General features: G+C 60.4%; 24 protein-coding genes. 15 read left to right on the top strand and 9 right to left on the bottom strand.

The features are described from left to right. Positions 1-371 precede the first annotated feature (371 nt). Positions 372-1,766, top strand: a complete 1,395-nt coding sequence (argH, locus tag CGA21_RS01535) for an argininosuccinate lyase (RefSeq protein WP_033039373.1) — start codon at positions 372-374, stop codon at positions 1,764-1,766. A gap of 108 nt (positions 1,767-1,874) precedes the next feature. Here argH and CGA21_RS01530 read toward each other — a convergent pair whose 3' ends face one another. After that, positions 1,875-2,534: a glutathione S-transferase family protein gene (locus CGA21_RS01530; RefSeq protein WP_188263388.1), complete on the bottom strand. Its 660-nt coding sequence runs from the start codon at positions 2,532-2,534 to the stop codon at positions 1,875-1,877. Positions 2,535-2,659: 125 nt separating this feature from the next. On the opposite strand from CGA21_RS01530, the gene CGA21_RS01525 reads away from it, so the two are divergent. The 3 genes from CGA21_RS01525 (at position 2,660) to CGA21_RS01515 (ending at position 6,329) form a co-directional block, all read left to right on the top strand. After that, complete coding sequence (locus CGA21_RS01525) at positions 2,660-2,956, top strand: hypothetical protein (RefSeq protein WP_188263387.1); 297 nt, start codon at positions 2,660-2,662, stop codon at positions 2,954-2,956. A gap of 85 nt (positions 2,957-3,041) precedes the next feature. Next, positions 3,042-3,287 (top strand): TIGR02647 family protein, encoded by a 246-nt coding sequence (locus CGA21_RS01520; RefSeq protein WP_110748088.1) that lies wholly within the window; start codon positions 3,042-3,044, stop codon positions 3,285-3,287. Positions 3,288-3,482: 195 nt separating this feature from the next. Then, on the top strand, positions 3,483-6,329 hold the full coding sequence (locus CGA21_RS01515; protein WP_110748091.1) for a class I adenylate cyclase: 2,847 nt from the start codon (positions 3,483-3,485) through the stop codon (positions 6,327-6,329). A 7-nt stretch (positions 6,330-6,336) separates the two neighbouring features. On the opposite strand, the gene rnk is transcribed toward CGA21_RS01515, so the two are convergent. The 3 genes from rnk to cyaY all read right to left on the bottom strand — a co-directional run bounded on the left by rnk (position 6,337) and on the right by cyaY (position 7,465). Next, the gene (rnk, locus tag CGA21_RS01510; RefSeq protein WP_020799336.1) at positions 6,337-6,747 is read right to left on the bottom strand and encodes a nucleoside diphosphate kinase regulator; all 411 of its coding nucleotides are present in this window, start codon (positions 6,745-6,747) and stop codon (positions 6,337-6,339) included. A 153-nt stretch (positions 6,748-6,900) separates the two neighbouring features. Continuing rightward, positions 6,901-7,128: a DUF1289 domain-containing protein gene (locus CGA21_RS01505; RefSeq protein WP_110748097.1), complete on the bottom strand. Its 228-nt coding sequence runs from the start codon at positions 7,126-7,128 to the stop codon at positions 6,901-6,903. 4 nt (positions 7,129-7,132) lie between these two features. Beyond that, the gene (gene cyaY / locus CGA21_RS01500) at positions 7,133-7,465 is read right to left on the bottom strand and encodes an iron donor protein CyaY (RefSeq protein ID WP_020799338.1); all 333 of its coding nucleotides are present in this window, start codon (positions 7,463-7,465) and stop codon (positions 7,133-7,135) included. Positions 7,466-7,760: 295 nt separating this feature from the next. Between cyaY and lptM the strand changes: the two genes are divergently transcribed. The 6 genes from lptM to CGA21_RS01470 are packed head-to-tail and all read left to right on the top strand — an operon-like array spanning position 7,761 to position 12,380. Next, entirely contained in the window at positions 7,761-7,934 is a 174-nt protein-coding gene (gene lptM / locus CGA21_RS01495; RefSeq protein WP_020799340.1) for an LPS translocon maturation chaperone LptM, read from the top strand. Positions 7,935-7,943: 9 nt separating this feature from the next. Beyond that, complete coding sequence (lysA, locus tag CGA21_RS01490; RefSeq protein ID WP_110748099.1) at positions 7,944-9,191, top strand: diaminopimelate decarboxylase; 1,248 nt, start codon at positions 7,944-7,946, stop codon at positions 9,189-9,191. A gap of 4 nt (positions 9,192-9,195) precedes the next feature. Next, the gene (dapF, locus tag CGA21_RS01485) at positions 9,196-10,026 is read left to right on the top strand and encodes a diaminopimelate epimerase (RefSeq protein ID WP_020799342.1); all 831 of its coding nucleotides are present in this window, start codon (positions 9,196-9,198) and stop codon (positions 10,024-10,026) included. 13 nt (positions 10,027-10,039) lie between these two features. Next, positions 10,040-10,765, top strand: a complete 726-nt coding sequence (locus CGA21_RS01480) for a DUF484 family protein (RefSeq protein WP_188263386.1) — start codon at positions 10,040-10,042, stop codon at positions 10,763-10,765. Between the two features lie 2 nt (positions 10,766-10,767). Further along, positions 10,768-11,667 (top strand): tyrosine recombinase XerC, encoded by a 900-nt coding sequence (gene xerC, locus CGA21_RS01475; protein ID WP_033039362.1) that lies wholly within the window; start codon positions 10,768-10,770, stop codon positions 11,665-11,667. Further along, positions 11,664-12,380, top strand: coding sequence for an HAD family hydrolase (locus CGA21_RS01470; protein ID WP_110748104.1), 717 nt, complete (start codon positions 11,664-11,666; stop codon positions 12,378-12,380). Before xerC ends, CGA21_RS01470 begins: the two co-directional genes overlap by 4 nt. 171 nt (positions 12,381-12,551) lie before the next feature. On the opposite strand, the gene sutA is transcribed toward CGA21_RS01470, so the two are convergent. From sutA to glnK, 4 genes are all read right to left on the bottom strand, one after another. Further along, complete coding sequence (sutA, locus tag CGA21_RS01465) at positions 12,552-12,875, bottom strand: transcriptional regulator SutA (protein ID WP_007980816.1); 324 nt, start codon at positions 12,873-12,875, stop codon at positions 12,552-12,554. Between the two features lie 101 nt (positions 12,876-12,976). Beyond that, positions 12,977-13,402 (bottom strand): secondary thiamine-phosphate synthase enzyme YjbQ, encoded by a 426-nt coding sequence (locus CGA21_RS01460; protein WP_033039357.1) that lies wholly within the window; start codon positions 13,400-13,402, stop codon positions 12,977-12,979. A 216-nt stretch (positions 13,403-13,618) separates the two neighbouring features. Next, on the bottom strand, positions 13,619-14,956 hold the full coding sequence (locus tag CGA21_RS01455) for an ammonium transporter (RefSeq protein ID WP_020799347.1): 1,338 nt from the start codon (positions 14,954-14,956) through the stop codon (positions 13,619-13,621). 35 nt (positions 14,957-14,991) lie between these two features. Continuing rightward, on the bottom strand, positions 14,992-15,330 hold the full coding sequence (glnK, locus tag CGA21_RS01450; protein WP_002555808.1) for a P-II family nitrogen regulator: 339 nt from the start codon (positions 15,328-15,330) through the stop codon (positions 14,992-14,994). Positions 15,331-15,751: 421 nt separating this feature from the next. Between glnK and CGA21_RS01445 the strand changes: the two genes are divergently transcribed. Both CGA21_RS01445 and CGA21_RS01440 read left to right on the top strand, forming a co-directional pair. Beyond that, positions 15,752-16,018 carry an accessory factor UbiK family protein gene (locus CGA21_RS01445; RefSeq protein WP_110748109.1) on the top strand — a complete coding sequence of 89 codons (267 nt, stop codon included), beginning with the start codon at positions 15,752-15,754 and terminating at the stop codon, positions 16,016-16,018. 198 nt (positions 16,019-16,216) lie between these two features. Next, positions 16,217-17,710 (top strand): YifB family Mg chelatase-like AAA ATPase, encoded by a 1,494-nt coding sequence (locus tag CGA21_RS01440; protein ID WP_110748111.1) that lies wholly within the window; start codon positions 16,217-16,219, stop codon positions 17,708-17,710. Between the two features lie 6 nt (positions 17,711-17,716). On the opposite strand, the gene CGA21_RS01435 is transcribed toward CGA21_RS01440, so the two are convergent. Next, positions 17,717-18,928: an aldose 1-epimerase family protein gene (locus CGA21_RS01435; protein WP_188263385.1), complete on the bottom strand. Its 1,212-nt coding sequence runs from the start codon at positions 18,926-18,928 to the stop codon at positions 17,717-17,719. A gap of 265 nt (positions 18,929-19,193) precedes the next feature. On the opposite strand from CGA21_RS01435, the gene CGA21_RS01430 reads away from it, so the two are divergent. Genes CGA21_RS01430 through CGA21_RS01420 form a run of 3 tightly spaced genes read left to right on the top strand, consistent with a single transcriptional unit; the run spans position 19,194 to position 26,397 of the window. Then, positions 19,194-20,606: an SrfA family protein gene (locus CGA21_RS01430; protein ID WP_188263384.1), complete on the top strand. Its 1,413-nt coding sequence runs from the start codon at positions 19,194-19,196 to the stop codon at positions 20,604-20,606. A 17-nt stretch (positions 20,607-20,623) separates the two neighbouring features. Beyond that, positions 20,624-23,689, top strand: coding sequence for a virulence factor SrfB (locus CGA21_RS01425; RefSeq protein ID WP_110748119.1), 3,066 nt, complete (start codon positions 20,624-20,626; stop codon positions 23,687-23,689). After that, positions 23,686-26,397, top strand: a complete 2,712-nt coding sequence (locus CGA21_RS01420) for a putative virulence factor (protein WP_110748122.1) — start codon at positions 23,686-23,688, stop codon at positions 26,395-26,397. Before CGA21_RS01425 ends, CGA21_RS01420 begins: the two co-directional genes overlap by 4 nt.

The raw sequence follows: 26,397 nt of genomic DNA, 5'->3' as shown, positions 1-26,397 counted from the left end.
AGACTAGCGCGAGCGTCAAAAAGTGCCGCTGGTCGGGCAGCTAAATTTTTATCTGCCGGGCGATTAGCGGCCCAGGCCCGCTTTGGCGACACATCGCCACAGGGTTTGCTGATACGCAATATGAACACCCCCTCTTCTTATAGTCCTCTTGCGCACCGAGAAGTGCGCTCATCCTACTGTCCAACTGTAGACGGTTGCCGGAACGTTATTGCTCAATTGAAAAATATCGTTGTGCAAATTATTCGCACACAGGCTCTGACACCCCGGGCAATGAAAACCAGTCGACCAGTGCCAGCGACAGGATTGGCAACCCTGTTATTATCCGCGGCAGCTTTCAACGCCATCTTTCTACAGCCGATACGAGCGAATTCATGAGCACTGACAAGACCAATCAGTCCTGGGGCGGCCGCTTCAGTGAACCCGTCGACGCCTTCGTCGCCCGCTTCACCGCCTCCGTCACCTTCGACCAGCGCCTGTATCGCCACGACATCATGGGCTCGATCGCCCATGCCACCATGCTGGCCAAGGTCGGTGTGCTGACCGATGCCGAGCGCGACAGCATCATCGATGGCCTGAAGACCATCCAGGGTGAAATCGAGGCCGGCCAGTTCGATTGGCGCGTCGACCTTGAAGACGTGCACATGAACATCGAGGCACGCCTGACCGACCGCATTGGCGTGACCGGTAAAAAACTGCACACCGGCCGCAGCCGTAACGACCAGGTCGCCACCGACATTCGCCTGTGGCTGCGTGACGAAATCGACCTGATCCTCGGCGAAATCACCCGCCTGCAAAAAGGCCTGCTGGAGCAGGCCGAGCGCGAAGCGGGCAGCATCATGCCTGGCTTCACTCACCTGCAGACAGCTCAGCCGGTGACCTTCGGGCACCACATGCTGGCCTGGTTCGAAATGCTCAGCCGCGACTACGAGCGCCTGGTCGACTGCCGCAAGCGCACCAACCGCATGCCACTGGGCAGCGCCGCGCTGGCCGGCACCACCTACCCGATCGACCGCGAATACACCGCCCAACTGCTGGGCTTCGACGCAGTGGGCGGCAACTCGCTGGACAACGTGTCCGATCGCGACTTCGCCATCGAGTTCTGCTCGGCGGCCAGCATCGCGATGATGCACTTGTCGCGCTTCTCCGAAGAGCTGGTGCTGTGGACCAGCGCGCAATTCCAGTTCATCGATCTACCGGACCGTTTCTGCACCGGCAGCTCGATCATGCCGCAAAAGAAAAACCCAGACGTGCCGGAGCTGGTGCGTGGCAAGAGCGGTCGTGTATTCGGCGCGCTGATGGGTCTGCTGACCTTGATGAAAGGCCAGCCCCTGGCCTACAACAAGGATAACCAGGAAGACAAGGAACCGCTGTTCGACGCCGCTGACACCCTGCGCGACTCGCTGCGTGCCTTTGCCGACATGATCCCGGCGATCAAGCCAAAGCACGCGATGATGCGCGAAGCAGCCCTGCGCGGTTTCTCCACTGCCACCGACTTGGCCGACTACCTGGTGCGCCGCGGCCTGCCTTTCCGCGACTGCCATGAAATCGTTGGCCATGCCGTGAAATACGGCGTGGAAAACGGCAAGGACCTGGCGGAAATGAGCCTGGAAGAGCTGCGCAAGTTCAGCGACCAGATCGATCAGGACGTGTTTGCCGTGCTGACCCTGGAAGGTTCGGTCAATGCCCGTAACCATATCGGCGGAACAGCGCCGGCGCAGGTGAAGGCCGCCGTGGCGCGCGGCCAGGCACTGCTCGCCAGCCGCTAAAAGCTAAAAGCTTCGCGAGCAGGCTCGCTCCCACATTGGATGGTGTTCACACATCAAATTCTGTGGGAGCGAGCCTGCTCGCGATGACTGGTTTCAGAACACTACAATCTACTTCTTGGACGCGATCATCGCCATGAACGCTGGCATTGCCGCTTCCTTGTCCGCCGCAATTCGCTGAACATTCGGGTTATCGCCCAGACGCTCCAGCAGCGCCTTGGCTGCCGGCAGTTCCGCCAGCAGATCGATATCGAACAGCTTCTTCGCTACTCCGCACGCCAGCGGCACGCTGTACAGGAAATACAAATCCGCCACGCTGAGGTTTTCGCCTGCCACGTAGGGCTTGAATTTTCCATGACGGCCTAGCGCCGCAACACCTTGCACTAGTTCGACTTTGGTTTTTTCCTTGATCGCGTCCGGCACAGTCGCACCGAAAAAAGCTTGGGGGTAGCAGGCCCGCGCCGGCAGTTCGATGTACAGCTCGATCTCCTTGGCCAGTGCCAGCGCCTGTGCACGTTCAAAGGGGTCACCTGGCAGCAGCGGCGTGCCTTTCTGGGTTTGTTCGATGTATTCGAGAATCACACTGGTTTCATTGATGAAACCTTGGTCGACGCCCAGTACCGGAACCTTGCCGCGTGGACTGATGGCCAACGCTTCAGCGCTCTGGCCGGCGTAAAACGGCACTTCTTCGAACGGCAGTCCTTTCTCCAGCAGCGCCAGCTTGACCATGTTGTAGTAGTTGCTGACGGAAAAACCATAAAGCTTGAGCATCACATAGCCTCCAGGCCGTGCAGGGGTTGGCAGTGCCTGTTATAGAACGCCATCGCTATTCTCGCTAGCAGCATCACGGCCTTGAATGCAGGTAAACTGGTCGTCTTTCCCATGAGGAGCCTGCCATGAGCGAGCCAACCCCCGGCACCAACCAAGATGATCTCGATGACGAAGAGTTTGCCGAGAACACGCTGATCGAAGCGATCGAGAACCAGATCAAAAGCGAGAACCCTCCAGCCGCAAAAGCGACCTTCAACAAGCTGACGCTGGTGGGTTACGAGCGCGAGGAAATCCTCAACCTGATGGCCCACGTACTTGCGGTGGAAATCGACGCGATCCTCGAAGAAGACCGCGCGTTCAATACCGAATGGTACGAAGCCGCGCTGCGGGCTCTGCCCGAGCTACCGCCGGAAAAGAAATAACCCTGTCACGAACACTGGACATGCCGCACAAGTGGGATCACCTTAGGGACGCTGTCGCCAAATTCCTAGAAAGTCTGGAGTCCTTATGTCGCTTACCCCTGAGTTGGTTGCCGAACTGGAAGTCCTCGCACTCTTCAACCTGGACAGTTCCCAGGAAGGTTTGAAAATTCATCAGACCGCTGCCCCGAAACACATTGCCGCTGCCAAACGCCTGTTTGAAAAAGATCTGATCGACCAGCCCGATGGCGGCTATCTGACCAGCCTGGGCCGTGATGCCGCACAAAATGTGCAAACCGTGCTTACCATTCTGAAAGCCGAAGAAACAGCCTGAATTCCCCTGCACCGCCCACGGAAACTCCTGCTCAAGGATTTCCGCGGGCGCACTTTGTTGCCCGCTTTCGTCACGCGATACAAATCTGACGCCGGAAATAAAAAATCAGCTTAAAAGTCCCGGGGCCCAGGCGCTAAACTGCTTCTCATCCCGAGAGCCTCCACGTCCGAGCCCTGCGAGCCGGTTTGAGCTGACATGACCCGCACCCATGAAATCCGCCCCGATCTGGACCAGGGAATTGACCGCAAGGTGCTCAGCCAACTGCGCGCACGCTTCCTCAAGCTCAACGAAGGGCGCATGGCCCGTGCGATGGAAGGGTTGTCGACGCGCCAGCAAGGGGTATTGAACCTCCTGCCGCTGTTCTTCCATGTCAATCACCCACTGCTGCCGGGTTACGTTTCGGGCAGCACGCCGGCCGGGCTGTCGAATTTCGAGCCGGATGCCAACGTCCTCGCCGAAGCCCAGCGCTTGACCCGCTCCTTTTCCTATAAGCCGCGCCACGGCAGCAATCCACCACGGCCGATTCACGGCCTGTTCCTGATGGGTAGCCTCGGCACCCTGGCCCAGGCCGACCAGAGCGATATGGACGTGTGGGTCTGCCACAGTCCGGACCTGGGCGAAAACGAACTGACCGAGTTGCGCCGCAAATGCCAACTGCTCGAAGCCTGGGCTGCGACCCAGGGCGCCGAAGCGCACTTTTTCCTGATCGATCCGGTCCGCTTCGTACAAGGCGAGCGCGACGGCCAATTGAGTTCGGAAGACTGCGGCACCACCCAGCATTATCTGCTGCTGGACGAGTTCTATCGCACTGCGATCTGGCTGGCAGGGCGCACGCCAATCTGGTGGCTGGTGCCGGTGTATGAGGAAGCCAACTATGCCCAGTACACCCATACCCTGACGTCCAAGCGCTTCATTCGCGCCGATGAAACCCTGGACCTGGGCCATCTGGCCCGCATTCCGCCCGGCGAGTTCATTGGTGCCGGGCTCTGGCAGTTGTTCAAGGGCATCGAGTCGCCGTACAAATCGGTGCTCAAACTCCTGCTGATCGAGGTGTACGCCAGCGAACACCCCGGAGTCCAATGCCTGAGCCTGCGTTTCAAACAGGAGGTGTTCGCCAATCGGCTCGACCTCGATGAGCTGGACCCGTACGTCGTGGTCTATCGACGCATCGCACAGTATCTCATCGCCCGCAACGAACCGCAGCGGCTGGAGTTGGTGCGCCGAGCGCTGTACTTGAAGGTCAACCGCAAACTCACCGGCAGCAGTGGGCGCACCCAGGGCTGGCAACGCTCATTACTTGAGCGCCTGGCCCGCGAATGGCAATGGGATCAGCGCCAGTTGGCCCTGCTGGATAGCCGCAGCCAGTGGAAAGTGCGCCAGGTCATCTCGGAGCGCCGGGCCCTGGTCAACGAACTGAATTTCAGCTATCGCTTCCTGACCCAGTTTGCCCGCCATGAACAAACCATCAGCCCGATCAACAAGCGCGACCTCAGCATACTGGGCAGACGACTGTACGCAGCGTTTGAACGCAAGGCGAACAAGGTCGAGTTCATCAACCCCGGAATTGCCCCGGACCTGGCCGAAGACACCCTGACGCTGGTGTACGCGCCGAGCAGGAAAGAACCGGACCAAAGCCAGTGGGGCTTGTACAACGGCAGCCTCACCGCCCTTGAGTGGGAACATTTCGCCCCGATCAAACGCAGTCGCCATTTAATCGAGCTACTCACCTGGTGCCACCGCAACGGCGTGATCGACAGCAGCACGCGCCTGGCCTTGCACCCGGGCAGCAGCGACCTCAGCGAATTCGAGCTGTTCAACCTGCTTGGCAGCCTGCAACAAAGCATTCCCCTGCCACTGCCGACCGTCGCCGAAAAAGCCCTGCTGCGCGCCAGCGCGCCCAGCGAAGTGCTTATCCTGGTAAACGTTGGCATCGATCCGCTCAAGCACCACCGCGAACTGAACATTCTGATGACCACCGAGCGCACCGACTCCTTGAGCTACGCAGGCGTAAAGGAAAACCTGGTGCTGACCCTGGATCAGGTCACGCTCAACAGTTGGAACGAGGTGCTGATCAGCCGCTACGACGGTCCCCACGCACTGCTTGATTGCCTGCGCGACTATCTCAACGCTCTGCCGGGTGGGCCACGCCAACCCAGGTTGAGAGTGCGTTGTTTTTGTCACAACCGCGCGCAATTCATTGCCCAGCGCGTCGAAGACATTCTCGAAACCGCGCAGAACCTGCTGCTGAGCAATCTCAATCATCGCTATCTGATCCAGGTCCAGCAGCATTACCACGTACTTGAGCTGATACCCGGCCAGGTCAAGCACATCGCTCAAGCCACGCTGCCGGGACTGCTGGACTGCCTCGGGGAAGACCGGACGAACTACAGCCCGCTGCACCTGGACCCGATGGCATTGGACGACCACGACCTGTCCTTGCTGCTGCCGATGGGTCGGCCGGACTGCATCCAGGTGTTCTACCGGGTCAATGAAGCGCAGGCAGATCTGTACGTGCTCGATGAATTCAATGCCTTGTGGCAGCAACGGCTGCCGTGGCATGACGAGCAAAGCCTGCTGGTGCCGCTGCAGCGTTTCCTGCAATCGATCCAGTACCGGCGCGACGCCGCGTTGCCGATGGACACGGCTCAGCCTGCGAACCTGGACACCCGGTATTACCAACTGCTGCCTTCGGGTACGGGCCGGGCGCGGCGGGTGGATGCGCGGTCGGCACCGCAAACCCCGGCCAACAAACCCTTCTATGACGTACAGGCGATCGTCGGCAAAGCCGCGCCGGGCAAGTTGCAGGTCACGTTGTATTGCAATCAGCGGGAGTTTAGCGAGCTGGAACATGGCGACCAGCTGTTCAGCGTGGTCGCCCGGGAAATCGTCGAGCAGCGCCACGAGACCGAACGCTACCGCTGCTACATCACCGATCTGGACCTGTCAGGCCTGCTCGGTGATGGTCAGGGGTCAAGCAATCTGTACCTGCGCTACAAGGCCGACCTGGAGCGCGCATTGAACGAGGCGCTCGGGCAGGTCTGAAGGGGCGTCACTCGGGGAAGGAGCCGCCATTGGCTGGCTGCGATTCGACTTCAAGCAGGGTCAGTTTCAACGTCTTGCCGCCCGGTGCCGGCCAGTCGATGTGCTGGCCGACTTTCAGGCCCAGCAACGCGCTGCCGACTGGCGCCAGAATGGAAATCTTGCCTTCATCGGCGTTGGCATCCTTCGGATACACAAGCGTCAGGTGGTAGTCCTTGCCACTGCCTTCTTCACGGCAATGCACGCGGGAATTCATGGTCACGACATCGGCGGGCACTTCATCGTGGCCGACCACTGTATCGGCGCGATCCAGTTCGGTTTGCAGCGCGATAACGCCCGGCAGCGATTCATCCAGGCTGTCGATCAGACGCTCCAGACGCTGAACGTCCAGACGGGTAAGGGTGATGGAAGGTGCGGTCATGATCAGGGCAGACTCCTTTCTTCTGCACGAAAAAAGCAAAACCCCGCCAGAAAAAGGCGGGGTTTTCACAAGCCTCGATGGGTTGAGGCGTTTCTGGACACTATCACAGCTCAAAAAATATACAAGCTGCCACCGGCGTACGGCTGTGTGCCCCTACCGGGGATTGGCGGTAGTTTTGCGTTGAGAGGCCTGGGCGCAGATCACCCGGCGGCGCTCGTCATCCGCCGAGCGCCATTCGCGGATGTCTTCCACATGACGGAAACACCCGAGACAGACCTTCTGCTCGTCCAGTCGACACACGCCGCTGCACGGTGAAGGCACCGCCGGGCTGACGTTGCTGTAAAGCGGCTTGGGAGGGCGAGCAGGCGCGGACTGGGTCACGAGGTTACAGGCCTTCGAAATCGAGTTCGACGTCAGCCTGCTGCTTGACGATGCGTTCAAGCATTTCGCCCAACTGCTCTTCGCTCTTGTCGCACATCCAGCGTTCGCTTTCTTCGTCGTAGTCGAAGTGGAAGCCGCCGGACACAGCTGCCAGCCACAGTTGGCGCAGGGGCTCCTGGCGACTGAAAATCAGTGCGGTGCCGTTTTCAAATTTGACGGTCAGCACACCGGCCGAACTCTCCAGATCGATATCCAGGTCGCTTTCGTCAAAGATGTCTTCCAGTTTTTCCTGGGTGGCATCGACCAGATCGTGGAAACGGGCTTCGGACAAACTCATTGCGGCAACCTCAAAAAATGTCTGATCAGGCTCAAGCGCCGCAAGATACGGACGCTGCTTGCCGAATGCAAAGGATTACGAATTGTGGGAGCGAGCCTGCTCGCGAAGAGGTCGGCACATGCAACATCATAGCTGCCCGACCCACCGTTTTCGCGAGCAGGCTCGCTCCCACAGGGACTCCATGATACCGACTGGCATCTTGCAAGGCCCGCCGGACGGGAGCCCCGTCGCATAGGCAAGCTGCCGGGTGGCCGGTATACTCCGGCGCAATTAATGCATTTTCAAGGATTTCGCCATGAAGCGCCTGATCTCTTCCCTTGCTGCGCTCCTCGCGGTTGCCTGCCTTGTGTCGGCCTGCGGTCAAAAAGGCCCGCTGTACCTTCCCGATGAAGATCAGGACCCTGCAGAGCAAGCCAAGTCCTCGCAAAAGCAGCCCTCCAAGTCGCACAAGCACGACGTCTACCAATAAGGGAACATCATGGACGCTTTTAACTACCGTGACGGTGAACTGTTCGCGGAAGGTGTTGCACTGTCTGCTATTGCCGATCGCTTTGGTACACCGACCTACGTCTACTCGCGTGCGCACATCGAGGCCCAATACCTGGCTTATGCCGATGCCCTGGTCGGTATGCCTCACCTGGTTTGCTTTGCGGTCAAGGCCAACTCCAACCTGGGCGTGCTGAACGTCCTGGCGCGTCTTGGCGCCGGTTTCGACATCGTTTCCCGTGGCGAACTGGAACGTGTGCTGGCCGCTGGCGGCAGCGCCGACAAGATCGTGTTCTCCGGCGTCGGCAAGACCCGCGACGACATGCGTCGTGCGCTGGAAGTCGGCGTGCATTGCTTCAACGTCGAATCCACCGACGAGCTGGAACGCCTGCAAGTGGTGGCCGCCGAGCTCGGTGTTCGTGCGCCGATCTCCCTGCGCGTCAACCCGGACGTCGACGCCGGTACCCACCCGTACATTTCCACCGGTCTCAAAGAGAACAAGTTCGGCATCGCCATCGCCGACGCCGAAGACGTGTACGTGCGAGCCGCCCAACTGCCTAACCTGGAAGTGGTTGGCGTCGATTGCCATATCGGCTCGCAACTGACCACCCTGCCACCGTTCATCGACGCCCTCGATCGCCTGTTGGGCCTGGTCGACCGCCTCGGTGACTGCGGCATCTACCTGCGTCACATCGACCTCGGTGGTGGCCTGGGTGTGCGTTATCGCGATGAAGAGCCGCCATTGGCTGGCGACTACATCAAGGCCGTGCGTGAGCGCCTCGACGGTCGCGACCTGGCGCTGGTGTTCGAACCGGGCCGCTTCATCGTCGCCAACGCTGGCGTGCTGCTGACCCAGGTCGAGTACCTCAAGCACACCGAGCACAAGGATTTCGCCATTGTCGACGCGGCCATGAACGACCTGATCCGCCCGGCGCTTTACCAGGCCTGGATGGACGTCACCGCCGTGCGCCCGCGCAATACCGCCGCGCGTCCCTACGACATCGTCGGCCCGATCTGCGAGACCGGCGATTTCCTAGCCAAGGAACGTGAGCTTGCCCTGGAAGAAGGTGACCTGCTGGCCGTGCATTCGGCTGGCGCCTATGGGTTTGTCATGAGCTCCAACTACAACACCCGCGGCCGCGCCGCCGAAGTGTTGGTGGACGGTGATCAGGCATTTGAAGTACGTCGCCGTGAGACGGTAGCCGAGTTGTTCGCCGGCGAAAGCCTGCTGCCGGAGTAAAACCATGCTGCTGCGTTTTACCAAGATGCACGGCCTGGGCAATGACTTCATGGTCCTCGACCTGGTCAGCCAGCACGCGCATATACTGCCCAAGCATGCCAAGCAATGGGGCGATCGGCATACCGGCATCGGTTTCGACCAACTGCTGATCGTCGAAGCTCCGAGCAACCCGGACGTGGACTTCCGCTATCGGATCTTCAACTCCGACGGCTCAGAAGTGGAACAGTGCGGCAACGGTGCGCGCTGTTTCGCCCGTTTTGTGCTCGATAAGCGCCTGACCGCAAAACGGCAGATCCGTGTCGAAACCAAAAGCGGCATTATCGAGCTCGATGTTCGCAGCGATGGCCAGATCAGTGTCAACATGGGCGCTCCACGCCTGGTGCCGGCCGACATTCCGTTCCAGGCGCAAGAACAGGCCCTGAACTATCAGGTCGACGTCGATGGCACGCCCGTCGAATTGGCCGCCGTGTCCATGGGCAACCCCCATGCCGTGGTGCGGGTCAGCGATATCAACAACGCACCGGTGCATGAACTGGGGCCGAAAATCGAGCATCACCCGCGCTTTCCGGCACGGGTCAATGTCGGTTTTCTCCAGGTTATCGACCGGAGCCGCGCGCAGTTGCGCGTCTGGGAGCGCGGGGCTGGTGAAACCCAGGCCTGCGGTACCGGCGCCTGCGCCGCCGCAGTCGCTGCGATCAGCCAGGGGTGGATGGATTCGCCACTACTGATCGACCTGCCTGGCGGGCGCTTGTCCATTGAATGGGCAGGCCCTGGCCAACCGGTCATGATGACCGGCCCGGCAGTGCGCGTTTATGAAGGACAAGTGCGTCTTTGAGTGAGCCACAACCATGACCGATAAGCCTCAGGTACCTGCCCGACAGCCCGACGAATCACCGTCCGAAAGCCTGGAGGCGGCGGCCATTACCGCGTACCTGGAGGCTCATCCGGACTTCTTCGTCGAGCACGAAGACCTGCTTGCATCCTTGCGCATCCCCCACCGGCGCGGCGATACCGTTTCGCTGGTGGAGCGGCAGATGACCATCCTGCGCGACCGCAACATAGAACTGCGTCATCGCCTCTCGCACTTGATGGATGTGGCCCGCGACAATGACCGCCTGTTCGACAAGACCCGCCGCCTGATTCTCGCCCTGCTCGATGCGACGAGCCTCGAAGACGTGGTGATCTGCGTCGAAGACAGCCTGCGGCAGGACTTCCAGGTCCCCTTCGTCAGCCTCATCCTGCTGGGCGACAACGCCATGCCGGTGGGCCGCTGGGTGACCCACGCCGAGGCACAAGTGGCCATCGGCGGTTTGCTGCAGGAAGAAAAGAGCGTCAGCGGCACCCTGCGCGAGCATGAACTGGACTTTCTGTTCGGTGAAGAACAGCGCAAGCAGATTGGCTCCACCGCCGTCGTTGCCATCAGCCATCAAGGCATCCACGGCATACTGGCCATCGCCAGCCGCGATCCACAGCACTACAAGAGCTCGGTGGGCACGCTGTTCCTGAGCTACATCGCCGAAGTCATGGGCCGCGTGCTGCCACGGTTCAACAGCTCCCTGCGCTCGGTACGCTGAAAATGGAACGGCAACTGGACGCTTACTGCGAACACCTGCGCAGTGAGCGGCAGGTGTCGCCGCACACGCTATCGGCCTATCGCCGCGACCTCGACAAAGTGCTGGACTGGTGCGTCAAACAGAACATCGCCAGTTGGGCGGCCCTGGACATCCAGCGCCTGCGCAGCCTGGTCGCCCGCCTGCATTCACAAGGCCAATCGTCGCGCAGCCTGGCGCGCCTTCTGTCGGCAGTACGCGGGCTTTATCACTACCTGAACCGCGAAGGTCTCTGCGACCACGACCCGGCCAATGGACTCGCACCGCCCAAGGGTGAGCGCCGCTTGCCGAAGACCCTCGATACTGATCGTGCGCTGCAACTGCTGGAAGGCGGTGTGGAAGACGACTTCCTGGCGCGCCGGGACCAGGCGATCCTTGAGCTGTTCTACTCCTCCGGACTGCGCTTGTCGGAGCTGACCGGGCTCAATCTCGATCAGCTGGATTTGGCGGACGGCATGGTCCAGGTACACGGCAAAGGCAGCAAGACCCGTCTGCTGCCCGTGGGCAAAAAAGCTCGCGAGGCGCTGGAACAGTGGCTGCCATTACGAGCCTTGGCCAATCCGGCAGACGATGCGGTGTTCGTCAGCCAGCAAGGCCGGCGCCTGGGACCGCGGGCGATCCAGTTGCGGGTCAAGGCGGCGGGCGAACGCGAACTGGGGCAAAACCTGCACCCACACATGTTGCGACATTCCTTCGCCAGCCACCTGCTGGAGTCCTCCCAGGACCTGCGGGCGGTGCAGGAACTGCTCGGCCACTCGGATATCAAGACCACCCAGATCTACACCCATCTGGATTTCCAGCACCTGGCAACCGTCTACGACAGCGCCCACCCACGGGCCAAACGCATTAAAGGCGACGATTCATGACTCTCCAACTGATCACTTTCGACCTCGATGACACTCTGTGGGACACCGCCCCGGTGATCGTCAGCGCCGAAGCCGTATTGCGCGAATGGCTGACTGAACATGCGCCCAACCTTGGGGCGGTCCCGGTGGAGCATTTGTGGGCCATTCGCGAACGCATCCTGAGCATCGAGCCAAACCTCAAGCACCGTATCAGTGCCCTGCGCCGACGCGTGTTGTTTCACGCATTGGAAGAAGCCGGATACGCTCACGCCGAAGCGTCGGACCTGGCCGATCAGAGCTTCGAAGTGTTCCTGCATGCCCGGCATCAGCTGGAAATCTTCCCGGAGGTGCAACCCACCCTCCAGGCACTGGCCAACCATTACACCCTTGGCGTGGTCACCAACGGCAACGCCGACGTGCGCCGGCTGGGGCTGGCGGACTACTTCAAGTTTGCGTTGTGCGCCGAAGACATCGGCGTCGCCAAACCCGATGCGCGCCTGTTCCATGAAGCGCTGCAGCGCGGTGGTGCAACCGCCGAGACGGCGGTGCATATCGGTGATCATCCGGGCGATGACATTGCCGGCGCCCAGCAAGCGGGGCTGCGGGCGATCTGGTTCAACCCGGCGGGCAAGGTCTGGGAGGCCGAGCGTTTGCCGGATGCCGAGATTCGCAGCCTGACCGAGTTGCCAGCGTTGTTGGCGCGGTGGAATGCCGGCGCCACATCGAACCTGTAGGAGCCGGCTTGCTGGCGATGACGACAGGTCAGTCAATATCGTTGTTGAATGATAAAACGCAATCGCCAGCAAGCCGGCTCCTACAGAGATCGTCTCAAGCCTGAGGGTTTTATTTCAGGCATGAAAAAGCCCGCAGCGACGGCGGGCTTTTTCAACAAGCGCTTAGCTGCCTTAGATAGGCCGGCTGCCGTACTTGTTGTCTGGCTTCTTGGGAGGATCGGCGACCACATTGGCCTCCACTTCCTGCACCTTGCCACCACGAGCCAGGAACTCCTCCATGGCCTTGGCCAGGGCGTCACGTTCCTTGTTCTTGGCTTCGACACTCGGCAGCTCATCGACCGATACCGCTGCCTTGGCTTTGCCTTTGGCGGTCGGAACGGGGGCATCACCGCCGTCGTCTTCAGCGACGTCTTCCGCCGCTGCTTCCAGACCTTCTTCGGTTTCGTCGTCGTCGCCTACTTCGAGGTCGTCGTTTTCCAGATCATCGTCGCTCATGTTCTACCTCATGACTTGCGAAAAGCAGATTAGTTATAGCCCAGCTTTGCCCTCTGTCGAAGGCTGCTGGAAAAAAATCAACAGCCGCTGCTGACCAGCGGTTATGCCCCTTCACCGTGCAAGGTGGCGAGGACTTTACGGGCACCGCCATGATCACGGTGCTCGCCCAGGTAAACGCCTTGCCAGGTCCCTAACGCCAGTCGGCCCGCCGAAATCGGCAAACTGAGCTGACAGCCAAGCACACTGGCCTTGAAGTGCGCCGGGAGGTCGTCCAGGCCTTCGTCGTTATGCTCATAGCCGTCTGTTCCTTGTGGGATCAGACGATTGAAAAATCGTTCGAAGTCGCGACGTACCGCCGGATCGGCGTTCTCGTTGATGGTCAACGACGCCGAGGTATGCTGTATCCACAAATGCAACAGACCGACCCGGCACGCCTTGAGTTCAGGCAGGCCAGCGAGTAACTCGTCCGTTACCAGATGAAAGCCCCGGGGCCTCGCCCGAAGGGTTATCAGAGTCTGTTGCCACATACAGTTCTCCGCACGTCCGGGGCGCATTCTAGCGCGCTCTGGGAAAAAACAAAGGCCCTGATCATCCTTCAATCATGTAAGCCATTGGCGGCACAAAAACACGCGTCGCAAACGTCGCAAAAGCTGTAAGAAAAAACCTTTCAGCCTTTGCTTCAATGACAAACTCCAGACGAAAAAATGCCCGGCAAGCCGGGCAAGATTTTTTCATGCGCGTGCTTACAAGTTGTAGCCGCGTTCGTTGTGAAGCGCCAGATCGATGCCGACCGCTTCTTCTTCCTCGGTGATCCGCAGGCCCATGACGGCGTCCAGGACCTTGAGGATGATGAAGGTGACGATCGCGGTGTAGATCACCGTGAAGCCCACGCCTTTGCACTGAATCCATACTTGTGCGGCGATGTCGGTCACGGTGCCGAAGCCGCCCAGGGACGGTGCAGCGAATACACCGGTCAGGATCGCGCCGAGGATACCGCCGATACCGTGCACGCCGAAGGCGTCCAGGGAGTCGTCATAGCCGAGCTTGCGTTTCAGGGTAGTGGCGCAGAAGAAACACACCACACCCGCTGCCAGGCCGATAACCAGGGCACCCATCGGGCCCACGGTGCCAGCAGCAGGAGTGATCGCAACCAGACCGGCCACGACACCCGAAGCGATACCCAATGCGCTTGGCTTGCCGTGGGTGACCCACTCGGCGAACATCCATCCCAGCGCAGCGGCGGCGGTCGCGATCTGAGTGACCAGCATCGCCATGCCGGCAGTGCCATTGGCCGCCGCAGCGGAACCGGCGTTGAAACCGAACCAGCCGACCCACAGCATCGCCGCGCCCATCAAGGTGTAACCCAGGTTGTGCGGGGCCATCGGCGTGGTCGGGAAACCTTTGCGCTTGCCCAGTACCAGGCAGGCAATCAGACCGGCCACACCGGCGTTGATGTGCACCACGGTGCCGCCAGCGAAGTCCAGCACGCCCCAGTCCCACATCAGGCCGCCGTTGCCGGACCAGACCATGTGCGCGATCGGTGCATACACCAGGGTGAACCAGATGCCCATGAAGATCAGCATCGCGGAGAACTTCATGCGCTCGGCGAAGGCACCGACGATCAGCGCCGGGGTAATGATGGCGAACGTCATCTGGAAGGTGATGAACACCGCCTCAGGGAACAGCGCCGCAGGGCCGGTCAGGCTGGATGGCGTGACACCGGCGAGGAAAGCCTTGCCCATGCCACCGAAGAAGGAGTTGAAGTTGACGACGCCCTGCTCCATGCCAGTGGTGTCGAACGCGATGCTGTAGCCATAAATGACCCACAGGACGCTGATCAGGCCGGTAATGGCGAAGCACTGCATCATCACCGACAGAATGTTTTTGGAGCGCACCATGCCGCCGTAGAACAGCGCGAGGCCGGGAATGGTCATGAACAGCACGAGGGCTGTCGAGGTCAACATCCAGGCGGTGTCGCCGGAGTTGAGGACTGGGGCCGCCACTTCGTCTGCCGCCAAGGCCAGGCTGGGCATTACGAAGGACAACAGGGCTCCTAGCCCTGCGAATTTACGCAGAGTCATTTTGTTTTCTCCTGGGGCGTTGGGTTTGTGGCGGCTTAGATTGCGTCGGTATCGGTTTCGCCGGTACGGATGCGAATCGCCTGTTCCAGATTGACCACGAAGATCTTGCCGTCACCGATCTTGCCGGTGTTGGCCGCCTTGGTTATCGCCTCGATAACCCGGTCGAGATCCTTGTCGTCAATGGCGACATCAATCTTCACCTTTGGCAGGAAATCGACCACGTACTCCGCGCCGCGATACAGCTCGGTGTGACCCTTCTGCCGACCGAAGCCTTTGACTTCAGTAACGGTAATGCCCTGCACGCCGATCTCGGACAACGACTCGCGCACGTCGTCCAACTTGAACGGCTTGATGATGGCAGTGACTAGCTTCATGAAAACTCTCTCCCGAATTTGGTGGACTTGCCCCAGGAAAACAAACCCGTCTCAAGTCTAAGCGCAGTGCCTGGCTTTGTAACGCATCGTCGACCTTACCTGCCCGTTCGACGCCAGCTAACCGCTCCTTGCGAAACACTCCCCGCGTCTCGCCTGGCGCACTGCATTCGTCACAGCGACTGCATCAGTGCATGGGTCACCAGCATCTAAGCAGAAACCTTGCCATCTCCACAAAACACATGCTTTTCAATACGTTGCCGACAGATCGCGACCACTTCGCAACACCATCTACTGCGTTACGCACAACAACGGTGCGATACCGTCCGTCCCCATGCGCGAAAAGCGTGCATCCCTTGCCCGCGAATTTGACTATAGACACTGCGTGATACACTGCCCGTCATTGCTACCAGGACATTCCCCCATGCTCGCGCCCAAAGACTTCCTCGACGCCCTGACAGGCACCGCCTCCCGCCTCTTCAGTGGCGACACTCCACTGCCGAAAAGCGAAATCGAAAGCCAGTTCAAGGCATTGTTGCAGAGCGGATTCAGCAAGCTGGATCTGGTCAGCCGCGAAGAGTTCGATAGCCAGATGGTCGTATTGGCGCGCACCCGGGCACGGTTGGAGGCTCTTGAGGCGAAAGTGGCGGAGCTGGAAGCGAAGATGAGCCCACCAGCGCAAACCGAATAACTGAAGTAACTGATCCTTCCCATGCTCTGCGTGGGAATGCTTCCAGGGACGCTCCGCGTTCCGCCTCTGAAGCGACGCGGAGCGTCGCCGTAATATCCCGTGAAAGTTTGCCCCCCTAACCACTCCACCAATCCCCTCTCCCACGTCTACCCTTGAAAAACCCGCAGGAAGCGGCCTCCGTCACCTCAAGGAACGACCATGTCCCTCTCCATCGTCCACAGCCGCGCCCAGATTGGCGTGGATGCGCCCGCTGTCACTGTTGAAGTCCACCTGGCCAATGGCTTGCCATCGCTGACCATGGTCGGCCTGCCCGAGGCGGCGGTTAAGGAAAGCAAGGACCGAGTGCGCAGTGCGATCATCAATTCGGGGCTGCAGTTTCCGCCGCGGCGCATCACGCTGAACCTGGCCCCAGCGGATTTGCCCAAGGATGGCGGGCGCTTCGATCTGGCGATTGCGCTGGGGATTCTTTCGGCGAGCGTGCAGGTGCCGACGTTGACGCTCGATGATGTGGAGTGCCTGGGGGAGCTGGCATTGTCTGGCGCGGTCCGGGCTGTGCGCGGTGTATTGCCGGCGGCTTTGGCGGCGCGCAAGGCCGGGCGATCGTTGGTGGTACCACGGGCCAATGCCGAGGAAGCGTGCCTGGCTTCGGGCTTGAAAGTGATTGCGGTGGATCATTTGCTGGAGGCTGTCGCGCATTTCAATGGGCATACGCCGATCGAGCCTTACGTCTCCAATGGTTTGCTCTACGCCAGCAAACCCTATCCCGATTTGAATGAAGTGCAGGGACAGCTGGCGGCCAAACGGGCGCTGGTGATTGCTGCTGCAGGCGCTCATAACCTGCTGTTCAGCGGGCCGCCTGGAACCGGAAAAACGCTGTTGGCGAGTCGCCTGCCCGGGCTACTGCCGCCGCTCTCCGAAAGCGAAGCCCTGGAGGTGGCGGCGATTCAATCCGTCACCAGTTGCGTGCCGCTGAGCCATTGGCCGCATCGGCCGTTTCGCCAACCCCACCACTCTGCCTCAGGCCCCGCACTGGTGGGTGGCGGCTCGAAACCGCAGCCGGGCGAGATCACCCTCGCCCACCATGGCGTCCTGTTTCTGGACGAACTTCCGGAGTTTGAACGCCGGGTGCTGGAAGTTTTAAGAGAGCCACTGGAGTCCGGGCATATCGTGATTTCCCGGGCGAAGGATCGCGTGCGGTTTCCAGCACGGTTCCAGTTGGTGGCGGCGATGAATCCGTGCCCCTGTGGATATCTTGGTGAACCCACGGGCCGCTGCTCCTGCACACCGGACATGGTGCAACGTTACCGCAACAAGCTGTCGGGCCCACTGCTGGATCGGATCGACTTGCACCTGACCGTCGCACGGGAGGCCACGGCGCTGAATCCCCCCGTGAAACCGGGGGAGGACAGCGCCAGCGCTGCATTGATAGTGGCCAAGGCACGCGAGCGCCAGCAGAAGCGTCAGGGCTGTGCCAATGCCTTTCTCGATCTACCGGCGCTGCGTAAGCACTGCAAGTTATCCACAGTCGATGAAAACTGGCTGGAAACCGCTTGTGAACGGCTAAACCTTTCCCTGCGTTCAGCGCATCGATTGCTCAAAGTTGCGCGCACGCTGGCGGACCTGGAACAAGCCGATGGAATCGGACGCGAACATTTGGCCGAGGCGCTGCAATATCGGCCGACAACGCTCTAGCCGGCATCACCCTTTGGTTAGATCAACCAACGGCGTCTGCCGCACCTCAGTTTCCCGCCCCGCCTGAATCTCGCTCACCTGCTTCAAGGCCTTATCCACAGCCGCCTTATCCGCCAGCAAGCTGTAGTTGATGCGGAACTGCTTGTGTTCCTTCGGCCCAATGGTCGGCACCAGGTTCAGTGGCCGCTGATAACGGCGGTTGTAGGAAAAACTTGTTCCCGGTTCCAGTCCCGTGACATAGCCCTGGCCTTGGGTGTCGGTGTTTTTCCACAGGGAGAACACGGGCAGTGTCTGAGTGTTGAAGCCGACCGAAACTCCAAGGCTACCGGCCTTGTCATGCAACACGGTCAACGTATCGCCCTGGGCATCGGAATACGGCACCACGTTGTAAACCGTCTCGTCGTAGTCCTTGGTCGGTGCGCGGTAGGTTTGCCAGTCCGACAAATCGCCTTTGGCTTTATCGTTGAACGGTGAGACCTGTTTCACCGGCGCGACGAAGCGGGCGCCCTGTTCCAGGAACGGCGTACTGAAGTTGCTGTGATACAGCGCCTGGTATTCCTTCGGATAGTCACCGTTGTTGGTCAGGGTGTCGTTGAGAGCGAACGTTACGCTGCCGGGCTCGGTGACCAGTTCAGTCGCCACGGAGAAGTCGACTTTCTTGAACGCCTGCTCTTTCAGTTCACCGCGCAAGGTGATGGCGTACGGTGGTTTTTCATCGATGTGCAGGGTGACTGTGCTCGCAGGAATATTCGCGGCCCGACCGTGCAGGGTCAGCAGTTCGCCGTTGTCGACGCCGGGGTGGCCAACCCATTCGTAGCCGCAGCGGGTGACCAGCTCATTGAAACCTTCCAGCCAGCCCAGGCCACCGCGGCCATTAAGTTCGATAAAGGACGGATTGACCACTTCCTTGACCGGCGAATCCCAGCCCATGCGCACACTACCGACCGACGCCTGCAACACGTTCATCCCGCGAGTCGGCACCACGGAGAGTTTCATCTGGCCGTTATCGATGTCGACGATGCTGACGCCCTCTTGCCGACCGCCGTGCAGGGTACGAAGAGTGACGGAGAAGGGTTGGTCGGTTTTCACACCGAGTTGCTGGCTGGTGATCTGCCAGTTTTGCGCAGCTTTATTGCTATCGAGCAGGACGTAATCCCAGGCCATGGCGTGGGAGGCGGACAGCCCGCCAAGGACAACGAGGAGTTTGAGCGAGGTCATGGGGAAGCCTTTCTTGGAGTTGTGCATTTTTTATAGCGCTGATGAAACGATTCAGCAAGCTTAAAAAGCCCACGCTCGAGCCTTCCCAAGTCAATTAATATTGACCTTATGCAACCTCCGCACGCTTACGTTAGTCTCATAAGGTTTAAACCTCCGGCAGACAGGCGGTGATATCATCATGGCATTAAGGCCGCCCGCCAAATGCAGGAGCACGTACAGACACACCTGTCTGTCATTTTTGCGCAACGGATCGTATGGAGTTTGAATGCGCGGGGCACTATTACGCAGCGGTAAGAGCGGGTCATTCACTGCCCTCGGCGAAACAGGTCAACCGGTCTACCGGGCAGCCCTGCAATTGCGCGAAGCCATTCGCCGCAAGAACCCCGAGTTGGTCGATCATCTGGCCATCCCTCAAAGCGATGAACTCGGCAACCGGATCGATTGGTACAGCGCCCTCGACGGCGACGTGATTCCGTGGAGCAGCGCGACCGAAGAAGAACGCGCCCCAGCCCGCCGCCAGCTTGAGGCCTTGAAGACCGCGCTCGAAGAATTGAGCCAGCGTTTCCTGGGTACGGACTCCGCCGAACAGCCGCAAGGCGACAAAGCCGTGTTCGGCAAGCTACTCAAGCGCGTGATTCATTTCCCGGACGAAAACTTCGTTTACCTGGTGCAAGGCAAACCGGTGCTGACCTTCTGGGGTTTCGAGCATGCCGGTACCGGCAATAGCGATCCCCTGCACTGCCTCTATCAGGTCCCACCCGCGTTCACGCTGCCACCCGAGGTCGAACCGCCCGTTGTCGCGCCGGTTATGCCGGTGGTTGCTCGTCCATGGTGGCGTCGCTGGTGGTGGTGGCTGTTGCTGCCGCTATTGCTCTTGCTTTTGTGGCTGTTGCTCGGCCTGCGAGGGTGCGTTCCGATTCCGTTGGTGGCGGTAGATTTGCTGCCAGATAGCGTTGTGCCAGTAGAAAAACAGCTGGAAGAGCCGCCAAAGACCGGCAATGTCACGACGGTCAATGGCGTCCCGGTGACAGGCACCGTTATAGGCTCCAGCACTGGAACCGGCATCGGTACCGCCGTGACCGGAACCCATGACGTAGAGGCGCCGCCAGTCGAAGGCACCGAGGCTGATGCAGCGGCGGCCGACCTGGCCAAAGGCACTGAGGCTGATGCCGCAGCGGCCGACCCAGCCAAAGATCCAGCCAAGGACCCGGCAGCCGAAAACAAAACCGCGACACCCGAAAACACAACCGCGCCGCCGGATGTCACATCGCCCGAGGCAGAAAAACCCGCCGCTGCCAAATCCGGCCCGCCCCTGAGCATCCCGCCAGACGCCGCCGACGGTGCTGCCAAGTTTCTCGATGGCCAGTACAGCGCAGGCGCCGGGATACAGGACCGCAGAACCGGCAAACCGCTGCGTCTGGAGTACCAGCTCAAGGACGGCAAGGGCCAGGTCACCGTGCACCAGGCCGACGGTTCGAAATGCAGCGGGCCGGTGAGCGCTACTATGAAGGGTGGCAGCCTGGCCATCGACAGCCAGGGCCAGGCCGTTTGCGGCGATGGCAGCACTTACGACATGCCCAAGGTCAGCTGCCGCAAAGGGGCGACCACGATCGCGGACTGCACCGGCGGTTACGGAAAAGAACAATTCCCCATGTCCATGCGGCAAGTGGCCGAATAAAGACGGAATAACCCGACATGTTGCCTGAAGTCACTCAATTCGAAGACACCGTCACGCTGGTCAGCGACACCGGCATCCAGTTCATGGATTTCGCCCTGCGCCTGGATCCCCGCAAGGAACCGGCGGGCGAGTTCGCACCGATGATCAGCGGGCTGATCTGTCGCCTGGCGTACAACGAAGAGAAAGACTTCTTTTTCTACGAACCCGAACCGGAAAAGGTCGAAAAAGCCAAACCGGCGTTCAGCGTCGACATGAAAAGCAGCCTCGATTTGCTCGACGGCATCTGGCTGCCGGTCCCGTTTTTCCGCTTCATGCCGCCGCATCGCTTCGACGAAGGTCCGACCAACTGGTCGCGCATGCGCTTGGTGAAATTGGCGACTCCCGACATCGACGGTAATACCCACCGCCTGACGATGGCGTTCGACAGCCGTGTGATGCCCAAGCGTGACGGCACTGCCTATCTGGCGCCGAACGATGAAGACATCAGCTCCGGCGTGTCTTTCAAACTGGCGACCAAGGCTAGCGAAACCCGCTGGTTCCTGGCGCAGCCGTGGGTCAACGAGTGGTTGCTGGAAGTGTTCAATGAGGGCAATGCCCACCGTTCGCGCGCAGAGCTGGACATCGATATCCGCGCCAACCATCACCTGGCGCACTACCTCAACTTGCTCAGCCTGTTGAGCAAACCGTCAGCCGCCCAGGAATCGAAGGCCCGGGCGAAAGTTGAAATCCCCGAGCTGAAAGTGGTCGCCAACGACAGCAATGGCCTGGTCAAACCGATACCGGTGGACCTGGTGCTGGACGTCGGCAACTCCCGCACCTGCGGCATCCTGATCGAAAACCACGGTCAGGCCGGCTCCGGACTGAAGCAGAACTACGTGCTGGAACTGCGTGACCTGATCACCCCCGAACACACCTATAACCTGCCGTTTGAAAGCCGCGTGGAGTTCTCCCAGGCGTACTTCGGCAAGGACCACTGCTCGGTCAAGAGCGGTCGTCACGATGCGTTCCAATGGGCGACGATTGCCCGTGTCGGCAATGAGGCCAGTCGTCTGGCCAGTCGTCGTCGCGGCACCGAAGGCTCCACGGGCCTGTCCAGTCCGAAACGCTATCTGTGGGACGAAAACGCCTATGGCCACGGCTGGCGTTTCAACTGCTCGTACATAAAGACCGACAATGAGCCGTACGCCACCGCCGCGCCGTTCTCGCACCTGATCAACGAAACCGGCGAGGCGCTTTACAGCCTCGAAGAAGACGATCGTCTGCCGGTGTTCATGCCGCGTTACTCACGCAGCTCGCTAATGACCTTCATGCTCGCCGAAGTACTGGCCCAGGCGCTGTCGCAAATCAACAGCCCGGCCCAGCGTTCGCGCCAGGGTCATACCCGCGTGCCGCGCCAGCTCAACAGCATTACCCTGACCGTGCCGCCGGGCATGCCGCAGGCCGAGCGCAGTATCCTCAACGAACGCATGCTGCAAGCCATCGGCCTGGTATGGAAAAGCCTCGGCTGGCATGCCGGCGAGGAAGATCCACATCTGGATCAGGCCGTCAGTCCGCGCACGCCGATCCCGAGTATCCGCGTGGAATGGGACGAAGCGTCCTGCGGCCAGTTGGTGTACCTGTACACCGAGGTCAACGAGAACTTCGCCGGCCACCCGGAAGAGTTTTTTGACACCATCGCCCGGCCGGACAAGGTCGACCGCCAACGCATCACCCTCGCGACCATCGACATCGGCGGTGGCACCACCGACCTGGTGATCACCGACTATCGCCTCGACCGCGCGGGCAATACCGGCAGCGGCAGCAACGTGCACATCGTGCCGGAACAGCGTTTTCGCGATGGTTTCAAAGTGGCCGGCGACGACATCCTGCTGGACGTGATCCAGGACTTCGTCCTGCCGAGTTTCGAAAAAGCCTTGCAGAACGCTGGCGTGAAGGCCCCGAACTCATTGATGTCACGGCTGTGTGGCGATGAATCGGTCAGTGCCCAGGACATGATCCTGCGTCAGCAATTGAACCTCCAGGTGTTCGTCCCGCTGGGCCTGGCGCTGCTCAAGGCGTACGAGCATTACGATCCGCAAGTCCCGCAAGAAGTCATCCCGCAAAGCTACCGCCAATTGCTCGGTGACAATGCCATCAGCCAGACCGTGCTCGACTACGTCAATGTCGCCGTGCGTCGCGATGTCGGCGCCCAGAGCCGTTTCGACCTGTATGACGCACCGATCAGCTTCGACCTGCAAAAGCTCCATGCCGCGTTCCTCAACGACCAGATCAACATCACCAAGATCCTGGGTGCGCTGTGTGAAGTGGTCGCGCATTACCCCTGTGACGTCTTGCTGCTGACCGGCCGCCCTTCACGCCTGCCCGGCATCCAGGCGTTCATTCGCAAGCTGTTGCCGCTGCCACCGGGGCGCATTCTGGCGCTGCAAAACTACCGCACCGGCGGCTGGTATCCGTTTCACAAGAACGGCCGGATCGACGACCCGAAAAGCACCGCCTCGGTCGGCGCCATGCTCTGCCTGTTGTGCGCCAACCACAGCGTGCCGAACTTCTACTTCCGGGCATCGGCGCTCAAGCCATATTCGACGGTCAAGCATATCGGCGTCATCGATCTGAACAACGTGATCAAGGATGCCGACGTGCTGTACCGCGACATCCAGTCCGAAGACTATAAAATCAAGCTACCGGAAATTGGCGTTGGCGACGCCGCCGACACACCGCAGTTGGAAATGCGCGGCGACCTTCGCCTCGGTTTCCGCCAGTTGGCCACCGAACGCTGGGCCGCTTCGCCGTTGTACACCTTGCGGTTCACCAAGGCGGGTCGGGAGAAGTTTTCCCGGGCGACCGGCGAAAATGGCAGCGCCCCGCTGCTCAAGGTGCGGTTCGAGGTCAAACCGGCGGACAAATACACGCGCAAGCAGGATCTGGTCAGCGACCGCCTCTCGGTTCGCGACATCGAATCCAACAGTAACAACGTCAACTTCAACCCGCGCAGCGACCTCGAGCTGGAACTCAACACCATGCTCGACGCCGGCCTGAGCGAGACCAAGTACTGGCTCGACAGTGGAAGTGTGAAACGCAAATGAATGACCTGACCCCCGATCAAACTCAGCTCTCTGCCAGTTGGGCCGCTGTTTATGAAGGCGCCGGTCAGGCGCTGGACTGGATTGAACAGACGCGCGGCAATGCGCCACGCCTGGACAGCGAAGCCGACAACCTGAACATTCGCCTGCACCGCGCCCGCAACCTGGCTCAAAGCCTCGGTCGCGTGGCCTGCACGCCGATGACCATTGGCTTTTTCGGCTTGTCCCAGGCCGGCAAGTCCTACCTGATTTCGGCCCTCGCCGCCGGTCAGAACGGCAAGCTGGAAACCGAGTTCGGCGACCATCGCCTGGACTTCATCAAACACATCAACCCGGTGGGTGGAGGCAAGGAGGCCACCGGCCTGGTCACGCGCTTCAGCCGTCGGGCGACGGAAAGCCAGGACAAGGACTTCCCGGTAGAACTTACGTTGTTCAAGGAAATCGAGCTGGCGAAGATTCTCGCCAACGCCTGGTTCAAGGATTTCGACCTTGAAAGGATTTCCTACGAGATCGACGAAGAGCGCATCCAGCGCGTGCTCAAACCGTTCGAAGGCCGCGAAACCGGGCCGCTGCAAACGGGCGTCAACGCCGACGATCTGGTGTCGCTGTGGGATTACCTGCGCGACAATTTTCGCAACTCGGTGAAGAAGCTTGAGCACCTGTACTGGCCCAAAGCGTTGCAGCTGGCGCCACGGCTGAATTTCCAGGAGCGGGCCGAGCTGTTTTCGATCCTCTGGGGTGAGCAAAGCGAGTTGACACGCGTGTACCAGAAACTGGCCGGCGCGCTGCACAAGCTGGGTCTGCCCGAGACCGTGTTCGCACCGTTGAAGGCCTTGGTGAGTTTCGACAACGACACCTACAGCCAGCGCGACAGCATCATGAACGTCGACATCCTCGAACGCTTCGGCAGCCCGCTGGACTTGCCGATCGAGGTTCGGCCGCTGGTTGGCGATCGCCTGCAAAACAGTCAGGCAATTGCGGTCGCGCAACTGGCGGCACTGACCGCCGAAATGACCTTCCGCCTGATCGAGGCGCCGGTAGATGACATCGTCAATCAGGTCGACCTGCTGGATTTCCCCGGTTATCGCGGGCGCCAGAAACTGCACGAGATCGCCGATTCCAACGACCCGCAATCCAGCGCCAAGGACAATTCCGTTTCCCAGCTGATCCTGCGCGGCAAGGTCGCCTACCTGTTCGAACGCTACACCGACAACCAGGAAATGAACGCACTGGTGGTCTGCACCAGTTCGACCAAGCAGAGCGACGTCAACGACGTGGGCCCGGTGCTGACCCGCTGGATCGAAAAAACCCAGGGCGCCGACTCGGTTGCTCGCAGCAAGCGCGATACCGGCCTGATCTGGGCGCTGACCATGCTCGACCTGCGCATTACCAACTCCCTGAGCCTGACACCCGATCAGTACGACGAGAGCTGGAACGGCATGGTCAAGCTGACCATGCTGGAGCGTTTCGGCAGCCTGAGCTGGATGAACGACTGGGCCGGCACACCGTTCCAGAACACCTACCTGGTGCGCAAGCCGCGCATGGATGCGGCGTTCATCGGGCAAGACGCGACGGGTGCGGAAACCGGCCTCAATGCCATCTATCAGGAACGTGTCAGCGCGCTGGGCACCAGCTTCGCCAGCAACGCGCTGGTGTGCAAACACATCAAGAACCCGGTTAACGCCTGGACAGAAATGCTGCGCAACGACGACGGTGGCATCAGCCACTTCAGCGGTAGTTTCAAGGGCGTGGCCAATATCGAATTTAAACTGCAGCGTATCCGCGAGCAATTGAGCGAATGCCTCGAAGGCCTGACCACTCACGGCCTGAGCACCTGGTACCACGCTGACGACGACGGCGCCGCGGCCGCCAAGAAAGCCAAGGCGCAAATGATTCTGACGGGCCTGGGCCGTCGCCCCGCGGTACTTGGCGAATTGATCGATCAACTCGACATACCGAGCGAAGAGGTGCGCGACCTGTACCTCAGCGGCGTGTACGAAACCGATGACGAGCCGGCCGTGAACGACGAGCCGGTCACCCCGACACCGAGCCAGAGCCTCTATGGCAACGACGCCGGTTTCAATTTCGATTTCAGCGACGACCCGGGCCATGACGCGCCAGTCAGCAGTAAAACCGCCACCCCGGCGCCCGAACTGCAAAGCAACGAGCACCGTTTCGCCAAAGCGGCGTTCAAGGCCTGGATCGCGCACCTGCGTGAACTGACCACCCGGCAAAGCCTGCTCAACCTGCTGGGGCTGGAAAAGGCCTTGCTGGAAGCGGTGGTCGATGAACTGATCACCGCCGGCTATCGCCAGGACTTGCCGGGGCAACTGAGCCGCGCCGTCCTCAAGCGCGCACAAAGTGGCGCGCGGCGCGATCAACTGGTCGAGCGCCAGGTGCTGGAAGTGCAGCGCGTGCTGCGCGATTTCGTGTCCTGGTTCGGCTACCTGCAGAAACCGGTGAGCGAGCGTCCGAACAGCCGCGCCGGTGCAAAGGAGCCCCTGTTTTCTTTCTACACCGACATTGGCCCGGGACAAGTGCCCGTACTGCCGGCGCAACCGGCGAATCAGGCGCAACGGTACCTGGGCGACTGGCTCTCGGGCCTGGCCTACATCACGCAGGACAATGCCGGCCATGGTGCCGGACGTGAAATCACCCCTGAACAGAACGAACGGCTGGGCCAAGTGCTCACAGCCTTCGCAGCGAGATAA

It is taken from the genome of Pseudomonas sp. PSB11, from assembly GCF_014596605.1.
GTDB classification, from domain to species: Bacteria; Pseudomonadota; Gammaproteobacteria; order Pseudomonadales; family Pseudomonadaceae; genus Aquipseudomonas; species Aquipseudomonas umsongensis.
The sequence above is the reverse complement of the archived record's forward strand: the minus strand, read 5'-3'. Positions and strand labels throughout refer to the sequence as shown.